The sequence below is a fragment of the Pseudomonas sp. P5_A12 genome (assembly GCF_056400685.1).
Window position 1 is genome coordinate 1 of record NZ_JBFUKU010000081.1, and the last position, 21,181, is coordinate 21,181.

Sequence of the window (21,181 nt, forward strand, 5' to 3'; positions counted from 1 at the left end):
TCCGCCGTGCAGCGCCGACCACACTGCCTTCATCGAGCAAAGCGTCGAGGGCGACCAACAGGTTCATGTCCGGGAGCTGCATGCTGAGCACTCGTGGCTGATCTGGATTGATTCAGGCGCAATGCTAGCAAACATCCCCCAATTAATGTGGTGGCTGGGCTGGCCCCATCGCGAGCAGGCTCRCTCCCACAGTGGATCTTCAGTGGATGCAGACTATGTGATCGACACATAACCCCTGTGGGAGCGAGCCTGCTCGCGATGGGGCCAGCCCAGCCACCACATTAATTGGGGGATGTTTGCTAGCATTGCGCCTGAATCAATCCAGATCAGCCACGAGTGCTCAGCATGCAGCTCCCGGACATGAACCTGTTGGTCGCCCTCGACGCTTTGCTCGATGAAGGCAGTGTGGTCGGCGCTGCACGGCGGATGAACCTCAGCCCGGCGGCCATGAGCCGCACGCTAACGCGGATACGCGAGGCCATCGGCGACCCGATCCTGGTGCGTGCCGGTCGTGGTTTGGTGCCGACCCCCAAGGCGCTGGAATTGCGTGAGCAGGTGCGCGATGTGGTGGAGCAGGCCGCGTTGCTGTTTCGCTCGGCCGATGTGGTAGACCTCGGTTCGTTGCGCCGGCGGTTCAGCATCCGCGCCAATGACTTTTTCGTCGGCGTCTATGGCGGCAAGCTTTTTGACACGATGGAGCGCCAAGCGCCGCATTGTGAATTGCGCTTTGTGCCCGAAGGCGATGGCGATGATGAAGCGCTGCGTGAAGGGCGGATCGATTTAAGTGTGAGCAACAATCGTCCCGTCATGCCGGAAGTGAAAGTGCAGAACCTGTTCTCTACGCACTTTGTCGGCTTGGTGCGCGAGGATCATCCTCTGTTCGATGACGAGATTACCGCCGAGCGATACGCCGGTTTTTCTCATATCAGCATGTCCCGTCGCGGTATCGCTCGCGGGCCGATCGACACGGCACTCAACGCTTTGGGGCTGGAGCGGCGGGTGGCGGTGATTGCGCCGAGCTTCCATGCGGCGATGTTCGCGCTGCCGGATTCCAATCTGATTCTGCCGGTGCCCAAGGAAGCGCTGCTAAGCGTGCGGCGGTTGGGCTTGAAACTGCGCTCGTTCACGCTGCCGATTCCGCTGCCCACCCTGATGCTGACTCAGGCCTGGCACCCCAGGTTTGACAATGACCCGGCTCACCGCTGGCTGCGTCAAACCCTCAAGACCTGTTGTGAAGAGACGTGGCTAGAGGCGCAACCCACCTGAAATTTGTTCCACAAGGGTTTTTGTATTGTTGCGTCTGGCGCATTTATAACCTGTCGATAAGTCAATTTTCGTCAGTCCTCGCACTTCTTAGAATGCTTCGGTACTAAAACCCCGGAGCAAGCAGTAATGACTTCCCTCATGGTCACGGCACCCCTCGCCGCGACCTCTCCAGCCGCCGTCACGCCACCGATCTTCGGCCCACGGATCATTATCGGTCTGGTGGGCGTGTTGTTGGCGGTGCTGGTCTCGGGACTGAACGAGATGGTGACCAAGGTTGCCCTGGCGGACATTCGCGGCGCGTTGGCCATCGGCTACGACGAAGGCACCTGGTTGGTCGCCAGTTACACCGCGACCTCGGTGGCGGCCATGGCGTTTGCGCCATGGTGCTCGGTGACGTTTTCTTTGCGGCGTTTCACTCTCTGCGCCATTAGCGTCTTCACGTTGTTAGGCGCGTTGAGTCCGTTCGCCCCGAACTACGAAAGCCTGCTGGTCCTGCGCACGTTGCAAGGTCTGGCGGGCGGCGCGTTGCCACCGATGTTGATGAYCGTGGCGCTGCGATTCTTGCCGGCCAATGTGAAGCTCTATGGCTTGGCCGGTTATGCCCTGACAGCCACCTTCGGCCCCGGCCTCGGCACGCCATTGGCCGGGTTGTGGACCGAGTATGTCGGTTGGCAATGGACGTTTTGGCAAATCATCGTGCCGTGCCTGATCGCCCTGGTGGCGGTGGCTTACGGTTTGCCACAGGACCCGCTGCGCCTGGAGCGCTTCAGGCACTTCAACTGGCGCGGTCTGCTGCTGGGGTTTCCGGCGATCTGCATGCTGGTGATCGGCGTTCTGCAGGGAAATCGGCTGGACTGGTTCGAGTCGAGCCTGATTTGCGGATTGCTCGGCGGCGGACTCGTGTTGTTGGTGCTGTTCCTGATCAATGAATGGTCGCAACCGATTCCATTTTTCAAGATGCAGATGCTCGGCATCCGCAACTTGTCCTTCGCCTTGCTCACCTTGGCCGGGGTGCTGGTGGTGTTGCTGGCGGTGATCATCATTCCGTCCGCTTATCTGGCGCAGGTGCAGGGTTATCGCCCCATCCAGACGGCGCCGATCACGCTGTTGGCGGCGTTGCCGCAGTTGATTGCGCTGCCGTTGGTGGCGGCGTTGTGCAACTTGCGATGGGTTGATTGCCGCTGGGTGCTGGGTATTGGCTTGAGCATGTTGGCGCTGTCTTGCATCGGCGGTTCACAGCTGACGTCAGCGTGGATTCGTGACGATTTCTACGGGCTGCAATGGCTGCAAATCTTCGGACAGCCGATGGCAGTGCTGCCACTGCTGATGCTCTCGACCGGCAGCATTTCACCAATGGAAGGACCGTACGCCTCGGCCTGGTTCAACACCGTGAAAGGCCTGTCAGCGGTGATCGCTACCGGCGTCATTGAGGCGTTGACCACGTCCAGGCTGCACTTCCACTCGACCATGTTGGTGGACAACCTCGGTAATTCGCCACTGGCCGACAGTGACAGCGCAGGTCTCGCCCATCGACTGCATGAGCAAGCCGTGGTGCTGACTTCTTCCGATCTTTATCTGTGCATGGCGGGCGTCGCACTGGCGTTGATCCTGCTGATTTTCTGGCTGCCGACGCGGGTTTATCCACCGCGCGCGCCGACTTGATCGCTTCACTGAAATAGAAGGCTTTTATGACGATTCAAACAAAGCAAAAAGTGGCTGTCGGTGTCGCCACGGTTTTGGCGGTCGGCGTGCTGATTTATCTGCTGACGCCCGGCCTTTTCGGTCAGCGCACGCAGCAAAAAACCAATGATGCCTTTGTCTCGGCCGACTTCACGCTGGTGGTCCCGCGCGTGGCCGGGTTTATCAAGGACGTGCTGGTGGAAGACAACCAGCAGGTCAAGGCTGGTCAGTTGCTGGCGTTGATCGATGATCGTGATCTGCGAGCCGCGGCCCAAGCGGCTGATGCCGAAACCCTGGTGGCCAGGGCGCAGTTGCAAAATGCCCGGGCGACCCTTGAGCGCCAGGCTTCAGTGATCGCTCAGGCTCAAGCCTCGGTGGTATCGGCCAAGGCTGAAATGGCCTTCGCCGAGCATGAGTTGAACCGCTACAACCACCTGGCTGGCGTTGGGGCCGGTACGGTGCAGAATGCTCAGCAAGCGCGCACGCGTATCGACCAGGCTAACGCGCGGTTGGCCAATGCAACGGCAGTGCTGTCGGCGGAACGCAAGCAGGTGGACATCCTGACCGCCCAATGCGACGCCGCGGAAGGTGGATTGAAACGGGCGCAAGCTGCCCTGGAAATCGCCAGTTACGAGCTGTCTTACACGCGCATTGTTGCGCCACAGGACGGCATGGTCGGCGAGCGCGCCGTGCGAGTTGGCGCCTATGTGACTCCGGGCAGCAAGATACTGGCAGTGGTGCCGCTGGCACAGGCTTACGTGGTCGCTAATTTTCAAGAAACTCAACTGACCAACGTACAACCGGGGCAGAACGTGCAGGTACGGGTCGACAGCCTCGGCGGTGAAGCCCTGAACGGTCGGGTCGAGAGCATTGCCCCGGCGACGGGGGTGACATTCGCCTCGATCAAACCGGACAACGCCACGGGAAACTTCACCAAGGTAGTGCAGCGAATTCCGGTAAAAATCGTTCTGGAGCCGGGGCAGGCATTGGCTTCGCGGTTGCGAGTGGGAATGTCGGTGGAGGCGAGTATTGATACTGCAAGCGCGGTGTCGCATGAGGTGACTCAGCGATGAAAATGTTTGGCTCGGCAGACGTCATCGCGAGCAGGCTCGCACCCACCTTGAATYGGTTCAATGCACACAATCTCTGCCCAAAAGGAGGTCCCCTGTGGGWGCGAGCCTGCTCGCGAAGAGGCCGGTGGTCTCAACTCACCTTTTGCACCTTGCTGATCATGAGCCTGTCAGCCTGCACCGTAGGCCCCGACTTCCAGAAACCTCAAGCACAACAAATCACCGAGTGGTCGAAACCAGCTAAATCCGCCGCCAGTGAAACGGTCACAGTCGACATGAACGAACGCTGGTGGGAGGTCTTCAACGACCCCAAACTTACCGCACTGACGCAGCGCGCCCTGACCGACAACCTTGACTTGAAACTCGCCAGCAGCCGCTTACAGCAAAGCCGCGACGCGCGCCAGGTGATCACCGCCGACCGTTATCCCAGCACGGCGGCCGCTGGCAGCTATGGACGCAAACGTTACAGCGGCGAAGGCTTGAACGACCCATCGGGACATAACGGTGACTCGGCATTCAACCTGTGGGACGCCGGCTTCTCTGCGTCTTGGGAGCTGGATTTCTGGGGGCGCGTGCGCCGGCAAACCGAAGCCGCTGACGCCACGCTTGAAGTGGCCGAAAACGATCGTCGGGGTGTATTGCTGTCGGTGCTCGCAGAAACCGCTCAGGACTACATTCAGCTGCGCGGCGTGCAAAGCACTCGGGCCGTCACCGAACAGAACCTCGATGTCGCCCGCCACAGTTTGAAGCTCTCGCAACTGCGCCTGGCCGACGGTGTTGCCACTGATCTGGACGTCGCCGAAGCCGCCGCTCAAGTCGCTGCCATCGAATCGCGCCTGCCCGAGCTGGAGCAGCGCCAGTCGCAACTGATCAACGCGTTGAGCCTGTTGATGGGCGAACCGCCGCAAGCGCTATACGCCGAGTTATCCACAGAGGCGCCCGTGCCGCAGACCCCGCGACAGGTCGCTATCGGCCTGCCGTCGCAACTGGCCGAACGCCGCCCGGATATCCGCCAGGCAGAAGCGCAGCTGCATGCCGCTACGGCGAGTATCGGCGTGGCCAAGGGTGACTTCTACCCGCGGATCACTCTGTCAGGCAACGTGGGCTCACAAGCCATGCAGCTCAGCGATTTAGGTTCGTGGGGCTCGCGGTCGTTCGGCATCGGCCCGCAATTCAGCCTGCCGCTGTTTGACGGCGGTCGTCTGCGCGGCGTGCTGAACTTGCGTGAAGCCCAGCAACAGGAAGCCGCCATCGCCTACCAGCAAACCGTGTTGCGCGCCTGGCATGAAATCGACGATCAACTGACCGCCTATAACGCCCGTCAACTGCGACGCGACAGCCTTGCCGAAGCCGTCCGCCAAAACCAGATCGCCCTGCGCACTGCGCAGCAGCAATACACCGAAGGCGTGGTGGACTTCGTCAATGTGCTCACGGTGCAAGGTGCGTTGTTGGCGACTCAGGAACAGTTGGTGGAGAGTTCGACCGGGGTGTCGCTGGCGATGGTGGGGTTGTACAAGGCGTTGGGCGGGGGTTGGGAGTCGGTGTATCCGGTGGTGGAGAGGTCGCAGCCTTAACTCACTCGTGTAAATCTGGCTGGTCTGTCTTTAAAGCTTTCGACGCGTTAGAGCAGCCAGCAGGCTGCTCAACTAGCAAAGTTTTCGATTTTTATCTGACCATCTGGAAAAGTAGCGATTATTTCAAGTTCACCGCCCATTGCACGGATGTAGTTACGTAATGTGCTTATGTACATATCCGTGCGACGTTCCATCTTTGAAATTGCTGCTTGATTAATATGCAGCGTTTCAGCGAGCGTGGCCTGGCTGAGCGCTTTGGCCTGACGCAATTCGTGTAATGGCATTTCCTTGATGTGTTGTTCATAAATCGACTCGGCGCGCGCCCGGGATTCGGGTGTCATCCGCGCTTCAAGTTCGGCAAATTTCTTAGCCATTGTTGTGACCCTCTTTGCGCAATGTGTCGAGATGCTCATCGTACAGCTGATCGGCCAGCGGTACATTGACTTCATACCATCGATCCTGACCGGTTTTATCACCACCAATCAACAACAAAGCACACCGCCTGGGATCAAATGCGTAAAGGATGCGATAAGGACGTCCCGCGTGTTGAACCCGTAATTCCCTGAGATGGCCGTGCCGTGAGCCGTTTATGCCAGAACTGTGGGGAAACTTCAGCGCCGGGCCGAACTGGCCCAGCAGCTTTACGCTTGCCGCCACAGAACTCTGCTCGCTTTCGCTTAGCTCTGCCCACCAGTCGCCGAACTCGTCGGTAAATTCAATATCCCAATTCATGACACGGAATATGCACTCAATGGAATATTCCTTCAGGGTTATATTTTCGATGTATTGAATCAATTTGCCCGGCGAAATCTGACCAGCTTCTTCGATTCTCTAATTAAGTGGCTGCTCCGCGCTTGACGCGCACCCGAACGGTCATAGCCTGCGCTCATCTGGCTGGGAGAGTCAGTCGCGAACGTCATTAGTCGTAAAGCCAGCATCGACGACGAACCTGCACCGTCTTACAGTGATCCATAAGCTTCATGATCTCGGGCCAGTGCGAGGGGAGGCAATGGAAGCGCGCAGAGAAACATCACTTGGCGGCACTCAGGATCCGCACGCAGTGCCCGGTGGCTGGGCGGTTGTGCAGCGTTGGTTGCGGTGGGCGCAGGAACACTGGCTGTTGCCGATTCTGGCGTTAGCCGCTTTGGTGCGTTTCTACGATCTGACGGCGTCGGCCATCTGGGGCGACGAAGGGTCAAGCTTACTGATGAGCCACTACTCAGTGGCTGAAATATGGGTGCATGCGGCCCGTGATGTGCACCCTCCACTGTATTTCGTGCTGCTGCATGGCTGGATCGACTTGTTCGGCGACGGTATTTTCTCGATCCGCTGTCTCAGCGCTCTGCCTGGAATCGCCACGGTATGGCTCGGCGTCTGGCTGATGGACTTGATCGCCACCCGGCGTGCCGCATTGCTGGCGGGTTTTCTGCTGGCGTTGCTGCCGACGGCGGTGCGCTACAGCCAGGAAGTGCGGATGTACTCGCTACTGGGTCTGTGGCTTATCGGCGCCACGATTGCGCTGGTTTACTGGATCAGGCAGCCCCGGCGCACACGCTATCTGGTGGCGTATGTGCTACTGATGAGCGCGGCGTTCTACACCCATTACTTCACCGCCCTGTGCGTGCTGTGCCACTGGCTGTATCTGGGGATGATTCGTGTACTGCCAGGACATCGTTTGCGCAGTATTCAGCGCCCCGACTGGTGGTTGGCGAACGTGGCAATCGTGCTGCTTTACCTGCCGTGGGTGCCGAACCTGATCGATTTGATCCAACACATGGATCAGCTCAAAGCCAATGGCGATGTGGGGTGGGAGTTGCCGGTCACGCTCAGCTCGTTGCCGTCGATGATCTGGTCGTTGCTGACCCAAGACGATGGCGAAAACCTGCCGACGCTTTTGTTTATCGCGCTGCCGCTGGCAATGCTGGTCATTACTGGCGTGGCGCTGGCGCGCGACCGCAGTGTCATTCGCGGCAGTGTGCTGCTTGTAATGTATACGGTGTTCCCGATGCTGTTGGTGTTTGGCGTTTCATTTATCTCGCCGGTGTTCATTGAACGCTACCTGACGGCCTATGCACTGGGGTTGCCGATGATTGCCGCACTGGCCATTGATCGCCTGTACTCAGGCTTTCGGGTGCTGGCGCTGACCGTACTGGTGCTGTTTGTCGGCGTCGAACTGGTCGGTTTGAAGAACAACACCTCGGTCGATCCCAACAATCAGATCAACGTATTGGTCGACTACGTTAACCGGCATTTTGCTGCGGGCGACCGGATTGTCACCAGCGACATGCTCTGGTACCTCCCCTACGTTTACTACAATCGCACCGACACCCAACCGCTGCTGTACACCCCACTGTTGGCCAATGGTGGGGCGAGCCGGCCAAACGCCTATGGTTTCGGCACGCTGGTCACCCGGGACATTTATCTGGACCGCCTCGACAGCTTGCCCAAAGGCACTGGGCGTGTGTGGCTGATCGGCACCGTCGGTGCGCCGGACGAGTTTGCGCCGCTGCCATCGGGCTGGCAGAACGCTGGCGAAACGCGGGCAGGATGGGTTAACGCGCGCTTGTTTGTGCGGCATTGAAACGGTTGGCAACTGATGCAATTGCGAATTTTCACGACTTCGACGACAAATCCGCCATTCCCTTGAGCAACTCGATCGGCAGGGGAAAGACGATGGTCGAACTCTTGTCCCCGGCGATCGAGCTGAGCGTCTGCATGTACCGCAGTTGCATGGCCCCAGGTTGACGGCCGAGCATTTCGGCTGCCTGCATGAGTTTTTCCGAGGCCTGCAATTCACCTTCGGCATGGATCACTTTGGCCCGTCGTTCCCGTTCGGCTTCGGCCTGTTTGGCGATGGCGCGGACCATCGATTCATTGAGGTCCACGTGTTTGATCTCGACGTTGGCAACCTTGATGCCCCAGGCATCGGTCTGGGCGTCGAGCACTTGCTGGATGTCGATGTTCAACCGCTCGCGCTCGGCCAGCAGTTCGTCGAGTTCATGTTTACCGAGTACCGCTCGCAGTGTGGTCTGGGCCAATTGGCTGGTGGCTGAGAGGAAATCTTCAACCTGAATGATCGCCTTCTGCGGATCGAGCACGCGGAAATACAGCACCGCATTGACCTTGACCGAGACGTTGTCGCGGGTGATGACGTCTTGCGGCGGCACATCGAGGACGATGGTCCGCAGGTCGACGCGGACCATTTGCTGGACCACCGGGATCAGCAGGATCAAACCGGGGCCCTTGACCTGCCAGAAGCGTCCGAGCTGGAATACCACGCCGCGCTCGTATTCGCGCAGGATGCGAAAGGTCGACCCTGCCAGTGCAATCAGTAAAAGCAGTAGCGCGGCGAAACCTACTTGCAGGCCCATAACTATTCTCCCACCGGCGCCGCATCAGCCGCGGCCACTTGCAACAGTAACCCTTTTCGCGCCACCACCCGGACGTGTTGCCCCGGTTGCAGCGGTGTCGAGCTTGAAACCTGCCAGCGCTCCCCTTGCAGATGCACCCAGCCGTTACAAGCATTGCCGGGCTGTAACGACAAGACAGGTGTCACGCTGCCCAGCAATCCGGCATCGCCGCTGACCGTGCGGCGCGGTCGGGTTTTCAGGGCGCGAACCAGCAGGAAAATCAGCAGCAGGGCACTCACCAGCCCCAGGCCTATCATCAAGGGAACAGGCATCTCGGAGTTGGTCAGAATTACCGCGCCGATCACGAACATCACAATGCCGCCCAAACCGATCACGCCGTAATTGGGCAACGCGGCCTCGGCGATCAGAAAAGCGATGCCAAAGGTGATCAACCAGATCCCGATCGGGTTTGGCATCAGCAGCACAACGGTATCGGCTGCGTACACCGATCCGCTCAACGCCAACAGCAGCGCAACGGCACAGCAACGAGTATTCACTTGACCCTCCGCGAGAGTCATCAGGTGGCTCTGTATACAGTTTAGTTGAGCCCCGGCGTATCTGATTTCTGCTCACTTTTCGGCGGCGTCCGATGGGCGGATTTCCCGCCGGAATGTGCCGGCAGGCCTAGACTTTTAGTACGAAGAAAAGCGTTAACCATCGTCCGCCCGTCACTGGTGCGGACACCGAGGTGCATCATGCGTATGGCAAAAACCGTGCAGAGAAGCCTGGAAACGGCTCACTGCGAATATGACATCGTCACCCACCCCCATTCGGCCAGCAGCCTTGAAACGGCACGGCTCGCGGGTATTCCTGCCGAACGGGTGGCCAAGTCGGTCATCCTCGACGATCACCATGGGCATTACCTGATGGCCGTTCTGCCTGCCAGCCGTCACCTGGACCTGAGCAAAGTCCGCAGCAGCGGCGAATGGCAAGTTTCCCGGGAAAGCAATCTGGCGCATCTGTTCGATGATTGCGAACGCGGTGCTGTGCCTGCACTGGGTGAGGCCTATGGGCTGGACGTGGTCATCGACCCGCTGGTGAGCCGGCAGAAAGACATCTATCTGGAAGCCGGAAATCACACCAATTTGCTGCGCATGGACATGCCGCAGTTTTTGAAAATGGTGCCGCATGCCGAGGTGAGGGAGTTGAGTTACTGAGTGTTGTGTAGTCAATGCTGCCGCCATCGCGAGCAGGCTCGCTCCCACCGTTGACCGAGTGTCCATGTGGGAGTGAGCTTGCTCGCGATAAATTTTTTATTTCTAAAGGAGCCCGACATGGAATCCCCAACCCACACCCTGCCTAACCTGTTCAAGCAACTCGGTCTGGCGGATGACGCCGAAAGTATCGACAAATTTATCGCCACCCACTCACCGCTCAAGCCCGAACTGCACCTTGCGGATGCGTTTTTCTGGAGCGAGAGCCAGGCGCAGTTTTTGCGTGACGATATTTTGGATGATGCGGATTGGGCGGAGGTGGTGGATCAGTTGGATGTGTTGTTGAGGAAGGGGCGGGGGATATAAATATTCCAAATCCATAAATGCGCGCGGTCGCTCTGATCGCGCCAATTTGTTTCAAAACTTGACCACCTTTCCCTCCAAATGCGATATTGATAGTTAGCAAACTAACAGTGTGTATTTCCCCTCGTGCCGAAAAACCTCGACGCTCTCCAGATGAACATCAGCAGCTCCATGGTGGTGGCCGCCAGGCATTGGCGGAAGATCTGCCAGACCACGCTGGTCAACTATGGAATCTCCGAAGCCTGCGCCGTCCCATTGTTGATGATCGGGCGCCTGGGCGAGGGCGTGCGGCAGGTGACGGTGGCGCAGGCCGCGGGGATGGAGAGTCCGTCCCTGGTGCGTTTGCTCGATCAGCTGTGTCATTCGGGTTATGTCTGCCGCACCGAAGATGCCCATGACCGGCGCGCCAAGTGCCTGAGCCTGACCGAAACCGGTCGCGAACTGGTGCAGGCGGTCGAAATCGAGCTGGTGCGGTTGCGTCATGAGGTGCTTGAAGGCATCGATCAAAGCGATCTGGAAGCTACGCTACGGGTATTGAGAGCCTTTGAAGCGGCGAATGCGCCGTCGGTGGTCAACCCTTGAACGGATTTTTCACCGGTATGCCCGCGGCGCGAGACTGGTTCTACGGTGTGCGCACCTTTGCCGCCTCGATGATCGCGTTGTACATCGCCCTGCTCATGCAAATGCCACGTCCGTATTGGGCGATGGCCACGGTCTACATCGTTTCCAGTCCCTTTGTCGGTCCTACCAGTTCCAAGGCGCTCTACCGTGCAATTGGCACCTTTATCGGGGCGGCGGCAGCGGTTCTGTTCGTGCCTATGTTTGTTCAGAGTCCTTATGTATTGGTGGTGGTCATTGCGCTGTGGACCGGGATTTTGCTGTTCCTGTCCTTGCACCTGCGCACCGCCAACAACTACGCCTTGATGCTGGCGGGTTACACCTTGCCTCTGATCGCCTTGCCAGTGGTGAACAACCCGCTGGGGGTTTGGGACGTCGCGGAAGCGCGGACTGAAGAAATCTTCCTCGGCATCGCCGTGGCTGCCGTGGTCGGCGCCATGTTCTGGCCTCGACGGCTGGCGCCGGTGTTCAACGATGCGGTGAGCAAGTGGTTTACCGATGCCTCGACTTACAGCCTGCGTTTCCTCAGCCGCCAGGTGCAACCTGATGAAGTCAGCGCGCTGCGCTCCGCCATGGTGGCGACCTTCAACACCCTGGAATTGATGATCGGTCAGTTGCCGCACGAGGGCGCGCGGCGGCAAACGGTGCGAAATACCAAGGAACTGCGTGGGCGAATGATTCACCTGTTGCCGGTGATCGACGCCCTTGATGACGCGCTGTATGCCCTTGAGCGGCGCACACCCGAGCTGGTGGAGAAGTTCGCACCGTTGCTGGCGGCCACCACTGAGTGGCTCAATCACAAAGACGCCGACCTCGCTCGCTGGCAGGCACTGAAAGACCAGCTTGAAGCGCTGCAACCGTCCGCCGAAGCTTTGAATGATCGCAAACAGCTGCTGTTCTCCAACGCGTTGTATCGCCTTGGCGAGTGGATCGATCTGTGGCAAGACTGCCGCAGCCTGCAATACGCCATCCAGTGCGAAAGCCAGGACAGCTGGCGGGCGGTGTATCGCCACTGGCGCCTTGGGCGCCTGTCGCCATTTCTCGACCGTGGATTGATGCTGTATTCGGCAGTCTCCACGGTCACCGCCATTATCGTAGCCTCGGTGCTGTGGATTCTGCTCGGCTGGACCGATGGCGGGGCCGCGGTGATTCTGGCCGCTGTGGCGTGCAGCTTTTTCGCCTCGATGGATGACCCGGCGCCGCAGATTTACCGGTTCTTTTTCTGGACCGCGATGTCGGTGGTGTTCGCCAGCCTGTATCTGTTTCTGGTGCTGCCCAACCTGCACGACTTCCCGATGCTGGTGCTGGCGTTTGCCGTGCCGTTCATCTGCATCGGCACCCTGACGGTCAAGCCGCAGTTTTACCTGGGCATGCTGCTGACCCTCGTCAACACCTCGTCCTTTATCAGTATCCAGGGCGCCTACGACGCGGACTTCCTCAGCTTTGCCAACTCCAACCTGGCCGGTCCCATCGGGTTGTTGTTTGCTTTTGTCTGGACCCTGATCGCCCGGCCGTTTGGTGCGGAACTGGCGGCCAAGCGGCTGACCCGTTTCAGTTGGCGCGACATTGTCGGCCTCACCGAACCGGCCACCTTGGCCGAACACCGGCAATTGGGCATCAAAGTGCTCGATCGTCTGATGCAGCACTTGCCGCGTCTGGCCATAACCGGCCAGGACACCGGCATCGCGTTGCGCGAAGTGCGCGTGGCGCTGAACCTGCTCGATCTGCTGGCTTACACCCCGCGCGTGGTCGGCGCACCGCAAGCGTTGCTGCAGCAAGTGGTCGGGGAAGTCGGTGAGTACTTCAAGGACTGCCTCAAGGCGGGAGAGCGACTGCCAGCACCGAGCCCGTTGCTGATGACCCTCGACCGCACCCGCCGTGCGCTGGATACGGAGTGCGATGAGGGCACACGTCTGAATTTGCTGCATGCCCTGAGTGGCCTGCGTCTGGCGTTATTGCCCGGTGTGGAATTCGTCAGCTCGGGCGAACTCGAAGAACCGCTGCCCCATGGCATCGATGGAGCGCCTTTATGATCGGTGATGTGGATCTGAGCGGGGTGTTTCTGCCCACGCTGCTGGTATTGATGGGCATTACGTATGTGTTTTACCTGCTGGTGCACGGGTTGCTGATGCGCCTGCACTTTTACCGTCTGGTCTGGCACCGGGCATTGTTCAACGTGGCTCTCTACGCTTTGCTGCTCGGCGCCGTGGACTCACTCAGTCGATACCTGATGACATGAAAAAACCTTTTTTGACCTTGGGTCGCGTGGTGCTGACCCTGTTGATCGTGACCTTCGCCGTCGTCGTGGTCTGGCGCATGGTGATGTACTACATGTTTGCGCCGTGGACCCGCGACGGACATATCCGTGCCGACATCGTGCAAATCGCCCCTGACGTTTCCGGACTGATTCAGCAAGTGGACGTGCGTGACAACCAGCTGGTGAAACGCGGCCAGGTATTGTTCAGCATCGATCAGGATCGTTTCAAACTGGCCCTGCGTCAGGCCAAGGCCGCGGTCGCCGACCGTCAGGAAACCCTGGCTCAGGCACAACGCGAAGCCAAGCGTAACCGTGGGCTCGGCAATTTGGTGCCAGGTGAGCAACTGGAAGAAAGCCAATCGCGGGTGGCTCGCGCAGAGGTGGCGTTGATGGAAGCTCAAGTGGCGGTGGACAGTGCTCAATTGAACCTCGACCGCTCGACCATCCGCAGCCCGGTCGACGGCTACATCAACGACCGCGCACCGCGTGTGCAGGAGTTCGTCACCGCCGGGCGGCCGGTGTTGTCGGTAGTCGACAGCAATTCATTCCACATCGACGGCTATTTCGAAGAAACCAAACTGGACGGCATTCATGTCGGCCAGAGCGTCGACATTCGGGTGATCGGCGACCGTGCGCGGCTGCGCGGCCATGTGGAAAGCATCGTCGCCGGCATCGAAGACCGCGACCGCACCATCGGCAGCAACCTGCTGCCCAACGTTAACCCGGCGTTCAGCTGGGTGCGGCTGGCGCAGCGGATTCCGGTGCGGATCGCCTTCGACGATGTCCCGGCGGACTTCCGTATGATCGCCGGGCGCACCGCGACCGTGTCGATCATCGATGATCAATCGCAGGAGCCGGCGAAATGAGCAGGGCGTCGGGTTTGGCGGTTGCCGGATTAGGTTTGCTGCTGTCGGCCTGTCAGGTGGTTGGCCCGGATTACCACCTGCCTGACGAAGCAGCCATTCACCGTGGAGACTTGCAGGGCAACTTGGYGGCGAACGACAAAAATGTCGTTTCGGCACCGGTGCCCAGCGATTGGTGGCGTTTGTATAAAGATCCACGCCTTGACCAACTGGTGCAGCAAGCCATGGCGTCCAATACCGATTTGCGCGTGGCGGCGGCGAGTATTGCCCGTGCGCGGGCTCAGGTCGACGAAGCTCAGGCGGCGGGCGGCTGGAGCGGCGGCGTGAGGATCGGCGGCCAGCGTTTGCAGGAGTCCGGCGAAGCCTTTTTGTTACCTGAAAAAGTACCGGTGGCCAACGTTGGTGACATCGGCATCACCACGTCTTATCAATTCGACCTGTTCGGCACTTTGCAGCGCGGGATTGAAGCGGCCAAAGCCAATGCCGACGCGACGCAAGCCGCCGCGGATACGGCGCGAATCACCTTGGTAGCGGATGTTGTGCGGGCGTACACCCAGGTGTGCGCGGCCAACGAAGAACGGGAAATTGCTCAGCATTCTCTCGATTTGCAGGCCCAGAGCACGACGCTGATCCAGCGTTTGCGCGACGCCGGGCGAGGCGATGAAACCCAGGTCACCCGTTCGCAAACCCAATTCAAATCCTTGCGCGCTGACTTGCCGCGTTACGAGGCGGCGCGTCAGGCTGGTTTGTTCCGCTTGTCGATGTTGCTCGCCAAACCGGTCGACCAATTACCGGCAGGCACCAGCGACTGTGCCGAGCTGCCGAAAATTACCCAATTGCTGCCAGTCGGTGACGGTGCCGCCTTGCTCAAACGTCGGCCGGATGTGCGGCAGGCTGAGCGCCGATTGGCGGCGGCGACTGCCGGCATTGGCATTGCCACTGGCGAGTTGTACCCGGACATCAGCATTGGTGCGAGCGTCGGCACCGTCGGTATCCTGGAAAACCTTGGGCAAGCATCGACCAATCGCTGGGGCTTCGGCCCGCTATTGACCTGGACGGTACCGTCCAACGGTTCCCGAGCGAGAATCCGTGAGGCCGAAGCCACAACGCAAGGTACGCTGGCGCATTTTGACGGCGTGGTGCTCAACGCCATTCGCGAAACCCAGACCGGCCTGGCCCAGTACACGGCATTGCTGCAGCGCCGTGATGCATTGGCCGACGCCGAGCAATCGGCGCAACTGGCGGCAGACCAGACGCATCGCTTCTTCCAGGCAGGTCGCGAGTCGTTCCTGGCGGACTTGCAAGCGACCCGCACCTACACCGATGTGCGAGCACAACTGGCCTCTGCCAACACGCAAGTTGCCATGAGCCAGATCGATTTGTTCCTCGCACTGGGCGGCGGCTGGGAAAGCGGACGAACGCAAGCCGCGAACACCAGCAAACCCTGAGGCCGTTGCTATGCTTTGATTTGATGAGGTCGCATGTCGACCTCATCGATCAAGGCTCGCGTTGCTCATGGGGATTAAAAATAATGAAAAACCCTTATGCTCCTGGCTTTTGGTGCGCTATTGCGGCATTGGTTTTGCTGTCGGCCACCTATTTCTACGGCATCATGCTGGCCCACCAGATCGATAAGGCGTTGGTGTTTCTCGACAGCGCCAGCGCCCTGATTGCCGTGATGGCAATCGTGGTGGTGGCCTGGGCTTCAGTCCAGGGCCAGTGCATCAAAAAAAGACAATTCGAACAAGGCAAGACCCTGGTGTTGATATGGGACACCAAGGTGGCGTTGCGTCGTGTCGAAACGGTGTTTGACCAATATTTCTGGGGCAGCTACTGGCAGCCGGGGCGCACGTTTCAGGAAGTCATGGGCGAGCTCACCGGCACACCGCTGGAAAAAAGCCTCGAGACCTTGAAGAAGCAATGCGTGGCCCTGGACAAGCAGGTGTCCGAGGAGGGCTGGCACTGGCTCAACAACGCCCGCGAACTTTCGGATGTTGCCACCGCCATGGCGCGGGAGCGCTACCAGTTGGACGTTTGTGATCCACGCTCGGAAGTGACGGGCGGGGCGGTGATTAATCGGGACTTTGAGGTGCTGGTGTATACGTGGACTGCGCGGCTCAAGAGCTTTGATCATCAGTTGGATGAGATGGAAGTTCAGTACTCCTGAATTTGTGTTGGTTGAACTGACGCTATCGCGAGCAGGCTCGCTCCCACATTGGTTATGTGTAGATCACAGACCTCATGTGGGAGCGAGCCTGCTCGCGATGGCGATTTCAAGTCCGCCGAAACTCTCAATCCCCCCCAGCGCAGTCCATAGACACTCTTTAACCTTTAATCATTGGGCCGCCCAGTGCGCTCAATGCTAATCTCCACGCCACTTTTAGCGGAGTCGAGCCGCAACCCGAAACGGGTTCAGGGAAGACGACGACACCTTCAAACAACGGATATTGACTGGGTCATTCATGAATAAATCAGCAGGCGTGCTACTTGGAATCGTCGTAGCCATCGGTGCAATCAGTGCGGGCGGTGCCTGGTACACCGGGACCAAGATCGAAGGCGTGTTGAACACCGCCATCGCCGACGCCAACAAAGAGCTGAAGGCCGCGCTGGTCGGTTCCAATGGCACGGCATCGTTGGAGCTGGTGTCGCTCGAGCGTCATGTGTTCAGCAGCACTGCGCACTACCGCCTCAAAGGCGAAGGCGAAATGTTTGGTGAAACTCCGGTTGAATTGCTGTTTGCCGACCACATCGAACACGGTCCGCTGCCGTTTTCGCGCCTGGTCTCTTTCAAGTGGTTGCCGGTCATGGCCACCAGTCACTACGAACTGGAGCGCACCTCGCTTACCGAGAAGTGGTTTGCCGCCGCCAAAGACAAATCCCCGCTCACGGGCGTGGTCAACATTGGTTACGACAACTCCRCCAGCGGCACCCTCGAATTGCAACCGCTGGAAGCCGTGCTGGATGACAAATCCACCCTGAAATTTTCTGGTTTGAACCTCGACGTCGCCGCCAGCGCCCAGGCCCAGAAGGTCAAGGCCAACGGCTACATGAACAGCCTGACGCTGAGCACCGTGGCTGAAGATCAAACCCCGGTGAAGGTTGAGCTTAATGGCCTGACCCTGGCCAGCAACCTGGTAAAAAGTCCCTACGGCTACTACACCGGCGAGAACACCCTGGAGCTGACGGACAGCAAAACCACCTTTGGTGCCAAGCAATCGGTACTGGGCCTCAAGAAGTTTGAAATGAAGAACCTGACTGCGGAGTCGGGCACCAGCGCTTCGGGGCGTGCCGATTACAAGGTGGGTGAGGTGTCGATGAACGGCAAGGCTGTCGGCGCTGCGCAAATGGCCGTGAGCCTGAAAAACCTCGACATCCCGGCGACCATGTCGCTGATGCAGATTTACCAGACCAAACTGCAGCCTTACGAGAGAGCCGTCGCCGAGGCCGTTGCGGCTGGAGAGCCGTCTCCAGAACTGGTCTTGACCCCGGCCGAAGAGGCGCAACTCAAAACCGGCCTCGAAAAACTGCTGGCCGCCGGCCCGCAGGTGGCTCTGGAAAATCTGTCGTTCAACACCGCCAATGGTGAAAGTCGCGCGAACCTGGTGCTCGATCTGACGAAACCGCAGTCCATGGACCTGCCATCCGATCAACTGACCCTACAGTTGATTGCGCTATTGGATATCAACGTACAAGTGTCCAAGCCGATGCTCGTCGACTTGCTCACCRTGCAAAGCCAACTTGACGGTCAGACCGACGCCAAGGTCATCGCCGACCAGGCGACCGCCACTGCCGACATGTTCAGCAGCATGGCGGTCGGTACGCAGTTCGCCAAACTGGATGGCAACAACATCGTCAGCAAATTGCACTACGCCAACAATCAGGTGGAATTAAATGGCCAGAAAATGACCGTTGAAGAGTTTGTCGGCTTCGTAATGAGCAAACTGGGTGGCGGTGCTGAAATCCAGGAATAACACCCAGGATTCAAACCAACGCCCGACCTCTGCTATATGCAAAAGTCGGGCGTTTTGCTGGCGGGTGTTTGTGCGCTAGCCAATGTCCCGAATCAGCTGCCACGCCTCGTCCACCGACAACGGCTGTTTCATGCGTTCGGCGAGCAGCGCCATGGCCCGTTCCTCATCGCAGGCGACCGCTGCGGCCACCACGCCGTTTTTGCCGAACAGGCCAATAAAGGGTGGATGGTAAGGATCACCCTTGAACTCGACCTCGTCCCAGGCTTCGGCGTGGCCGAGGTAGTCGTAGTTTTTTCCAAAGTGCCAGGTCCAGAAATACGGCACGTTGAGGTAATGCTCGTCAGCACCAAGCATATTTGCGGCGGCGATTCGCGCCTGTTGCTGGGCTAACCGCCAATGCTCGATACGCTGAGGCTGGCCGTTGAGCGGGAAGGTCGCGATATCTCCGGCTGCCCACAAACCCTCGGTGACGCGCATTCCCCCATCGACCTTCAGCGACCGGTCTTTTTCCTTGGGCAGATCGGCAAACGCATCGGTTGCAGGGCTGACGCCAATGCCGGCCAGCACCAGATCCGCTGGCAAGCGTTGACCGTTGTCCAGGTGCACCGCCTCGACCTTGTTAGCGCCTTCTATATAGGAGGCTTCTCCATCGGTGTGAAATACCACGCCATTGGCCTCATGGAGGACGCGAATCGCCTTGCCGACGGTTTCGCCGAATTGTGCAGCGAAAGGAATGGCGTGACGGGCCAGGACCGTGACGTGCAATCCGTATTCACGCAGCGCTGAAGCGGATTCCATGGCAATAAAGCTGTCACCGATGATCACCGCTCGCTGGCCAGGTTTTGCCGTCTGCAGAATTCGCAGCGCCTGCTCTTTTGAACGCAGCAGGAACACTTGCGGCAAATCGGCGCCAGGCAGCGTGAGTGGATTGGGCTGGCCGCCGGTGGCAAGCAGCGCGGCGTCATAGCTCAACGACCGACCATTGGTCAGCCGCAGGGTTTTGTTCGACGAATCCAGGCTGGCGACTTCACCGGTGATGCGCTCTATGCGCTGCTCACGATAAAACGCGTCATCACGAAGTGGCGGGATTTCTTCCGATGGCATTTTTCCGGCGATGACATATTTGCTCAGGACGGTGCGGTCGTAGCCTGCGTCGGCTTCGCGGTCGATCAGCAGAACCTGGCCGCCGAAACCCTTTTCGCGTAGTGCTGCCGCACACGCTGTGCCTGCTGCCCCTGCACCGATGATGACAAACGTTCGCTCGTCGTCCGCTGGCGGGGTGTGAGCATAGGCAATCGGCTGGTCGTCGACCCAGATCTCGCCGTTGCGGACTTCCAGCGGATAGCGCTTGAGACTGTCCAGGGCCGGCGGCTCGCATAAAGCGCCGTCTTCAATCCGGAACGCGGCCTTGTGCCACGGGCAAATCAAGCGTCCGTGGCACACCGCACCTTCCGCCAGAGGTGCCCCGGCATGCGGACATTCGCCTTGATAGGCGCGTAGTTGATCCCCCACTCGCAGCAAAACAATGTTGGTGTCCGCGATCCGGGCTTCAAGGCCCCTATTTTCGGACACATCGGCGAAAGGGGCGACGCGGTGCAGTGCCATGATGGCTCTCCAGGCAGACGTTTCACTTAAGAGTTTGGCGCGTAACGCGAGGTTCAGCCAATTCCCGGTGCCACCTCACCAACGGTACCGTTATAGTTCGCAAGCCGACGACGGCCCTACAAGCACAAGGTGCTCCGCAATGACCCGATTGACCTCTCTTAAACCTTGGTTTGCGGCCGTTGCAGTCGCCCTGTGCGTGCAATTTCCGGCACAGGCCCAAGAACGTTTCACCCTGAACATCCCGGGTGTCACGGATGACCGGCTATTTACCTCGGCCGCTGCCAGCGATGCTCCGGGTTGTGGCGGGCACAACGCGTCACCCGCGCTGAATTGGAACGCCGGGCCGGCGGGTACGTTGAGTTATGCCATCGTCATGCATGACCCTGACGGGCAGAAGGGGCAGGGTGCAGATCATTGGGTGCATTACGGCATTAAAGCCGGCACTCACCAGATCCCGGCTGGTGTAGGAGCAAAATCAGCTCTTGAGGGTGTCGGTGGCACCAACAGTAAAGGCAACTCCGGTTATGTGGGGCCATGCCCGCCAGTCGGCGACAGCGCACATCACTACATTATTCAGCTGTACGCGCTGGACCTCGCTCCGGACGCCTTGCCTGCCGGCCTGACGCGCACGCAGTTGCTGGAAAAAATCAAAGGTCATGTACTGAAAAACAGCAGTGTGGTGCGTCGTTATCACCGCTGACATTCAGCCATTTGGCATCAGAGCCCGAAAGCGCGCACTATCGGGGCATAGCCGATGCGTTGGAGGAAGCCGTGGCGAAGAAAATCGATCRCATCGCCCAAATGCTCAACTGCCCCGTGAAAGGGGAAGAGCTAAGGCGGGCAATTACTGAGAGTCGTAAGGAGTTCCTCCTTAATCAACCGGAAGCAGAGGAGGTTGATGAGGACGACTTCGAAGAGGATGAGGAGTGGGACGACGATCTTGACTGGACGACCGAGTAGGAACGCGCGGATTTATCCAGGCTGCGGTTTCAAGTGATGCAGGCCTCGCTGAAGGGGGGCTGAAAAGGTTTATGCGGTACAGGCATTTGGAAACGACAAGAAAGTTCAAAAAGATGCTTGACGAAAGATTGGATCGCTGTAGAATTCGCCTCCCGCTAACGAGAGATCGAAAGCGCAAGTGGTTGAAGTTACAAAGGAAACTTTGAAAACTTCTGAAAATAACCGCTTGACAGCAACAGAGGCTGCTGTAGAATGCGCCGCTCGGTTGAGACGAAAGATCTTAACCAACCGCTCTTTAACAACTGAATCAAGCAATTCGTGTGGGTGCTTGTGGAGTCAGACTGATAGTCAACAAGATTATCAGCATCACAAGTTACTCCGCGAGAAATC

General features: G+C 58.9%; 22 protein-coding genes. 16 read left to right on the plus strand and 6 right to left on the minus strand.

The features are described 5' to 3' along the window. On the minus strand, positions 1 to 82 hold an 82-nt coding region (locus AC1DSG_RS13530), incomplete at its 3' end, for a hypothetical protein (protein WP_477791351.1). Positions 83 to 345: 263 nt separating this feature from the next. Here AC1DSG_RS13530 and AC1DSG_RS13535 point away from each other — a divergent pair. The 4 genes from AC1DSG_RS13535 to AC1DSG_RS13550 all read left to right on the plus strand — a co-directional run bounded on the left by AC1DSG_RS13535 (position 346) and on the right by AC1DSG_RS13550 (position 5,590). Next, complete coding sequence (locus tag AC1DSG_RS13535; protein ID WP_477791332.1) at positions 346 to 1,266, plus strand: LysR family transcriptional regulator; 921 nt, start codon at positions 346 to 348, stop codon at positions 1,264 to 1,266. Positions 1,267 to 1,392: 126 nt separating this feature from the next. After that, the gene (locus AC1DSG_RS13540) at positions 1,393 to 2,928 is read left to right on the plus strand and encodes an MFS transporter (protein ID WP_477791333.1); all 1,536 of its coding nucleotides are present in this window, start codon (positions 1,393 to 1,395) and stop codon (positions 2,926 to 2,928) included. A gap of 26 nt (positions 2,929 to 2,954) precedes the next feature. Beyond that, on the plus strand, positions 2,955 to 4,019 hold the full coding sequence (locus AC1DSG_RS13545) for an HlyD family secretion protein (protein ID WP_477791334.1): 1,065 nt from the start codon (positions 2,955 to 2,957) through the stop codon (positions 4,017 to 4,019). Next, entirely contained in the window at positions 4,016 to 5,590 is a 1,575-nt protein-coding gene (locus tag AC1DSG_RS13550) for an efflux transporter outer membrane subunit (protein ID WP_477791335.1), read from the plus strand. Before AC1DSG_RS13545 ends, AC1DSG_RS13550 begins: the two co-directional genes overlap by 4 nt. Positions 5,591 to 5,658: 68 nt before the next feature. On the opposite strand, the gene AC1DSG_RS13555 is transcribed toward AC1DSG_RS13550, so the two are convergent. After that, positions 5,659 to 5,964 carry an XRE family transcriptional regulator gene (locus AC1DSG_RS13555; RefSeq protein ID WP_140671879.1) on the minus strand — a complete coding sequence of 102 codons (306 nt, stop codon included), beginning with the start codon at positions 5,962 to 5,964 and terminating at the stop codon, positions 5,659 to 5,661. After that, complete coding sequence (locus AC1DSG_RS13560; protein ID WP_477791336.1) at positions 5,957 to 6,322, minus strand: type II toxin-antitoxin system RelE/ParE family toxin; 366 nt, start codon at positions 6,320 to 6,322, stop codon at positions 5,957 to 5,959. Before AC1DSG_RS13560 ends, AC1DSG_RS13555 begins: the two co-directional genes overlap by 8 nt. Before the next feature lie 277 nt (positions 6,323 to 6,599). On the opposite strand from AC1DSG_RS13560, the gene AC1DSG_RS13565 reads away from it, so the two are divergent. Next, positions 6,600 to 8,171 (plus strand): glycosyltransferase family 39 protein, encoded by a 1,572-nt coding sequence (locus AC1DSG_RS13565; protein ID WP_477791337.1) that lies wholly within the window; start codon positions 6,600 to 6,602, stop codon positions 8,169 to 8,171. A gap of 31 nt (positions 8,172 to 8,202) precedes the next feature. On the opposite strand, the gene AC1DSG_RS13570 is transcribed toward AC1DSG_RS13565, so the two are convergent. Both AC1DSG_RS13570 and AC1DSG_RS13575 read right to left on the minus strand, forming a co-directional pair. Beyond that, positions 8,203 to 8,961 (minus strand): slipin family protein, encoded by a 759-nt coding sequence (locus tag AC1DSG_RS13570; protein ID WP_477791338.1) that lies wholly within the window; start codon positions 8,959 to 8,961, stop codon positions 8,203 to 8,205. A gap of 2 nt (positions 8,962 to 8,963) precedes the next feature. After that, complete coding sequence (locus AC1DSG_RS13575; protein ID WP_477791339.1) at positions 8,964 to 9,497, minus strand: NfeD family protein; 534 nt, start codon at positions 9,495 to 9,497, stop codon at positions 8,964 to 8,966. Positions 9,498 to 9,695: 198 nt separating this feature from the next. Between AC1DSG_RS13575 and AC1DSG_RS13580 the strand changes: the two genes are divergently transcribed. The 9 genes from AC1DSG_RS13580 (at position 9,696) to AC1DSG_RS13620 (ending at position 18,226) form a co-directional block, all read left to right on the plus strand. Beyond that, positions 9,696 to 10,157: an aminoacyl-tRNA deacylase gene (locus AC1DSG_RS13580; protein WP_477791340.1), complete on the plus strand. Its 462-nt coding sequence runs from the start codon at positions 9,696 to 9,698 to the stop codon at positions 10,155 to 10,157. A gap of 117 nt (positions 10,158 to 10,274) precedes the next feature. After that, the gene (locus AC1DSG_RS13585; RefSeq protein ID WP_477791341.1) at positions 10,275 to 10,520 is read left to right on the plus strand and encodes a DUF2789 domain-containing protein; all 246 of its coding nucleotides are present in this window, start codon (positions 10,275 to 10,277) and stop codon (positions 10,518 to 10,520) included. A gap of 150 nt (positions 10,521 to 10,670) precedes the next feature. Then, positions 10,671 to 11,099: a MarR family winged helix-turn-helix transcriptional regulator gene (locus AC1DSG_RS13590; RefSeq protein WP_477791342.1), complete on the plus strand. Its 429-nt coding sequence runs from the start codon at positions 10,671 to 10,673 to the stop codon at positions 11,097 to 11,099. Beyond that, positions 11,096 to 13,168 (plus strand): FUSC family protein, encoded by a 2,073-nt coding sequence (locus AC1DSG_RS13595; protein WP_477791343.1) that lies wholly within the window; start codon positions 11,096 to 11,098, stop codon positions 13,166 to 13,168. Before AC1DSG_RS13590 ends, AC1DSG_RS13595 begins: the two co-directional genes overlap by 4 nt. Beyond that, a complete protein-coding gene (locus AC1DSG_RS13600) occupies positions 13,165 to 13,374 on the plus strand; it encodes a DUF1656 domain-containing protein (RefSeq protein ID WP_223520504.1) in 210 nt (69 codons plus the stop codon). The genes AC1DSG_RS13595 and AC1DSG_RS13600 overlap by 4 nt, the downstream gene beginning before the upstream one ends. Further along, positions 13,371 to 14,258 (plus strand): efflux RND transporter periplasmic adaptor subunit, encoded by an 888-nt coding sequence (locus AC1DSG_RS13605; protein ID WP_477791344.1) that lies wholly within the window; start codon positions 13,371 to 13,373, stop codon positions 14,256 to 14,258. The genes AC1DSG_RS13600 and AC1DSG_RS13605 overlap by 4 nt, the downstream gene beginning before the upstream one ends. Then, positions 14,255 to 15,703 (plus strand): efflux transporter outer membrane subunit, encoded by a 1,449-nt coding sequence (locus AC1DSG_RS13610; protein WP_477791345.1) that lies wholly within the window; start codon positions 14,255 to 14,257, stop codon positions 15,701 to 15,703. The genes AC1DSG_RS13605 and AC1DSG_RS13610 overlap by 4 nt, the downstream gene beginning before the upstream one ends. A gap of 83 nt (positions 15,704 to 15,786) precedes the next feature. Next, positions 15,787 to 16,422: an NADH:ubiquinone oxidoreductase subunit N gene (locus AC1DSG_RS13615; protein ID WP_477791346.1), complete on the plus strand. Its 636-nt coding sequence runs from the start codon at positions 15,787 to 15,789 to the stop codon at positions 16,420 to 16,422. 295 nt (positions 16,423 to 16,717) lie between these two features. Next, a complete protein-coding gene (locus tag AC1DSG_RS13620; RefSeq protein ID WP_477791347.1) occupies positions 16,718 to 18,226 on the plus strand; it encodes a YdgA family protein in 1,509 nt (502 codons plus the stop codon). 75 nt (positions 18,227 to 18,301) lie between these two features. Here the strand turns inward: AC1DSG_RS13620 and AC1DSG_RS13625 are convergent, their stop codons facing one another. Beyond that, positions 18,302 to 19,831, minus strand: coding sequence for an FAD-dependent oxidoreductase (locus AC1DSG_RS13625; protein ID WP_477791348.1), 1,530 nt, complete (start codon positions 19,829 to 19,831; stop codon positions 18,302 to 18,304). A gap of 139 nt (positions 19,832 to 19,970) precedes the next feature. Here AC1DSG_RS13625 and AC1DSG_RS13630 point away from each other — a divergent pair, with 139 nt between their 5' ends. Together AC1DSG_RS13630 and AC1DSG_RS13635 are read left to right on the plus strand one after the other, a co-directional pair. Further along, positions 19,971 to 20,531 carry a YbhB/YbcL family Raf kinase inhibitor-like protein gene (locus AC1DSG_RS13630; RefSeq protein ID WP_477791349.1) on the plus strand — a complete coding sequence of 187 codons (561 nt, stop codon included), beginning with the start codon at positions 19,971 to 19,973 and terminating at the stop codon, positions 20,529 to 20,531. Between the two features lie 11 nt (positions 20,532 to 20,542). Further along, positions 20,543 to 20,791, plus strand: coding sequence for a hypothetical protein (locus AC1DSG_RS13635; RefSeq protein WP_477791350.1), 249 nt, complete (start codon positions 20,543 to 20,545; stop codon positions 20,789 to 20,791). Positions 20,792 to 21,181 lie beyond the last annotated feature (390 nt).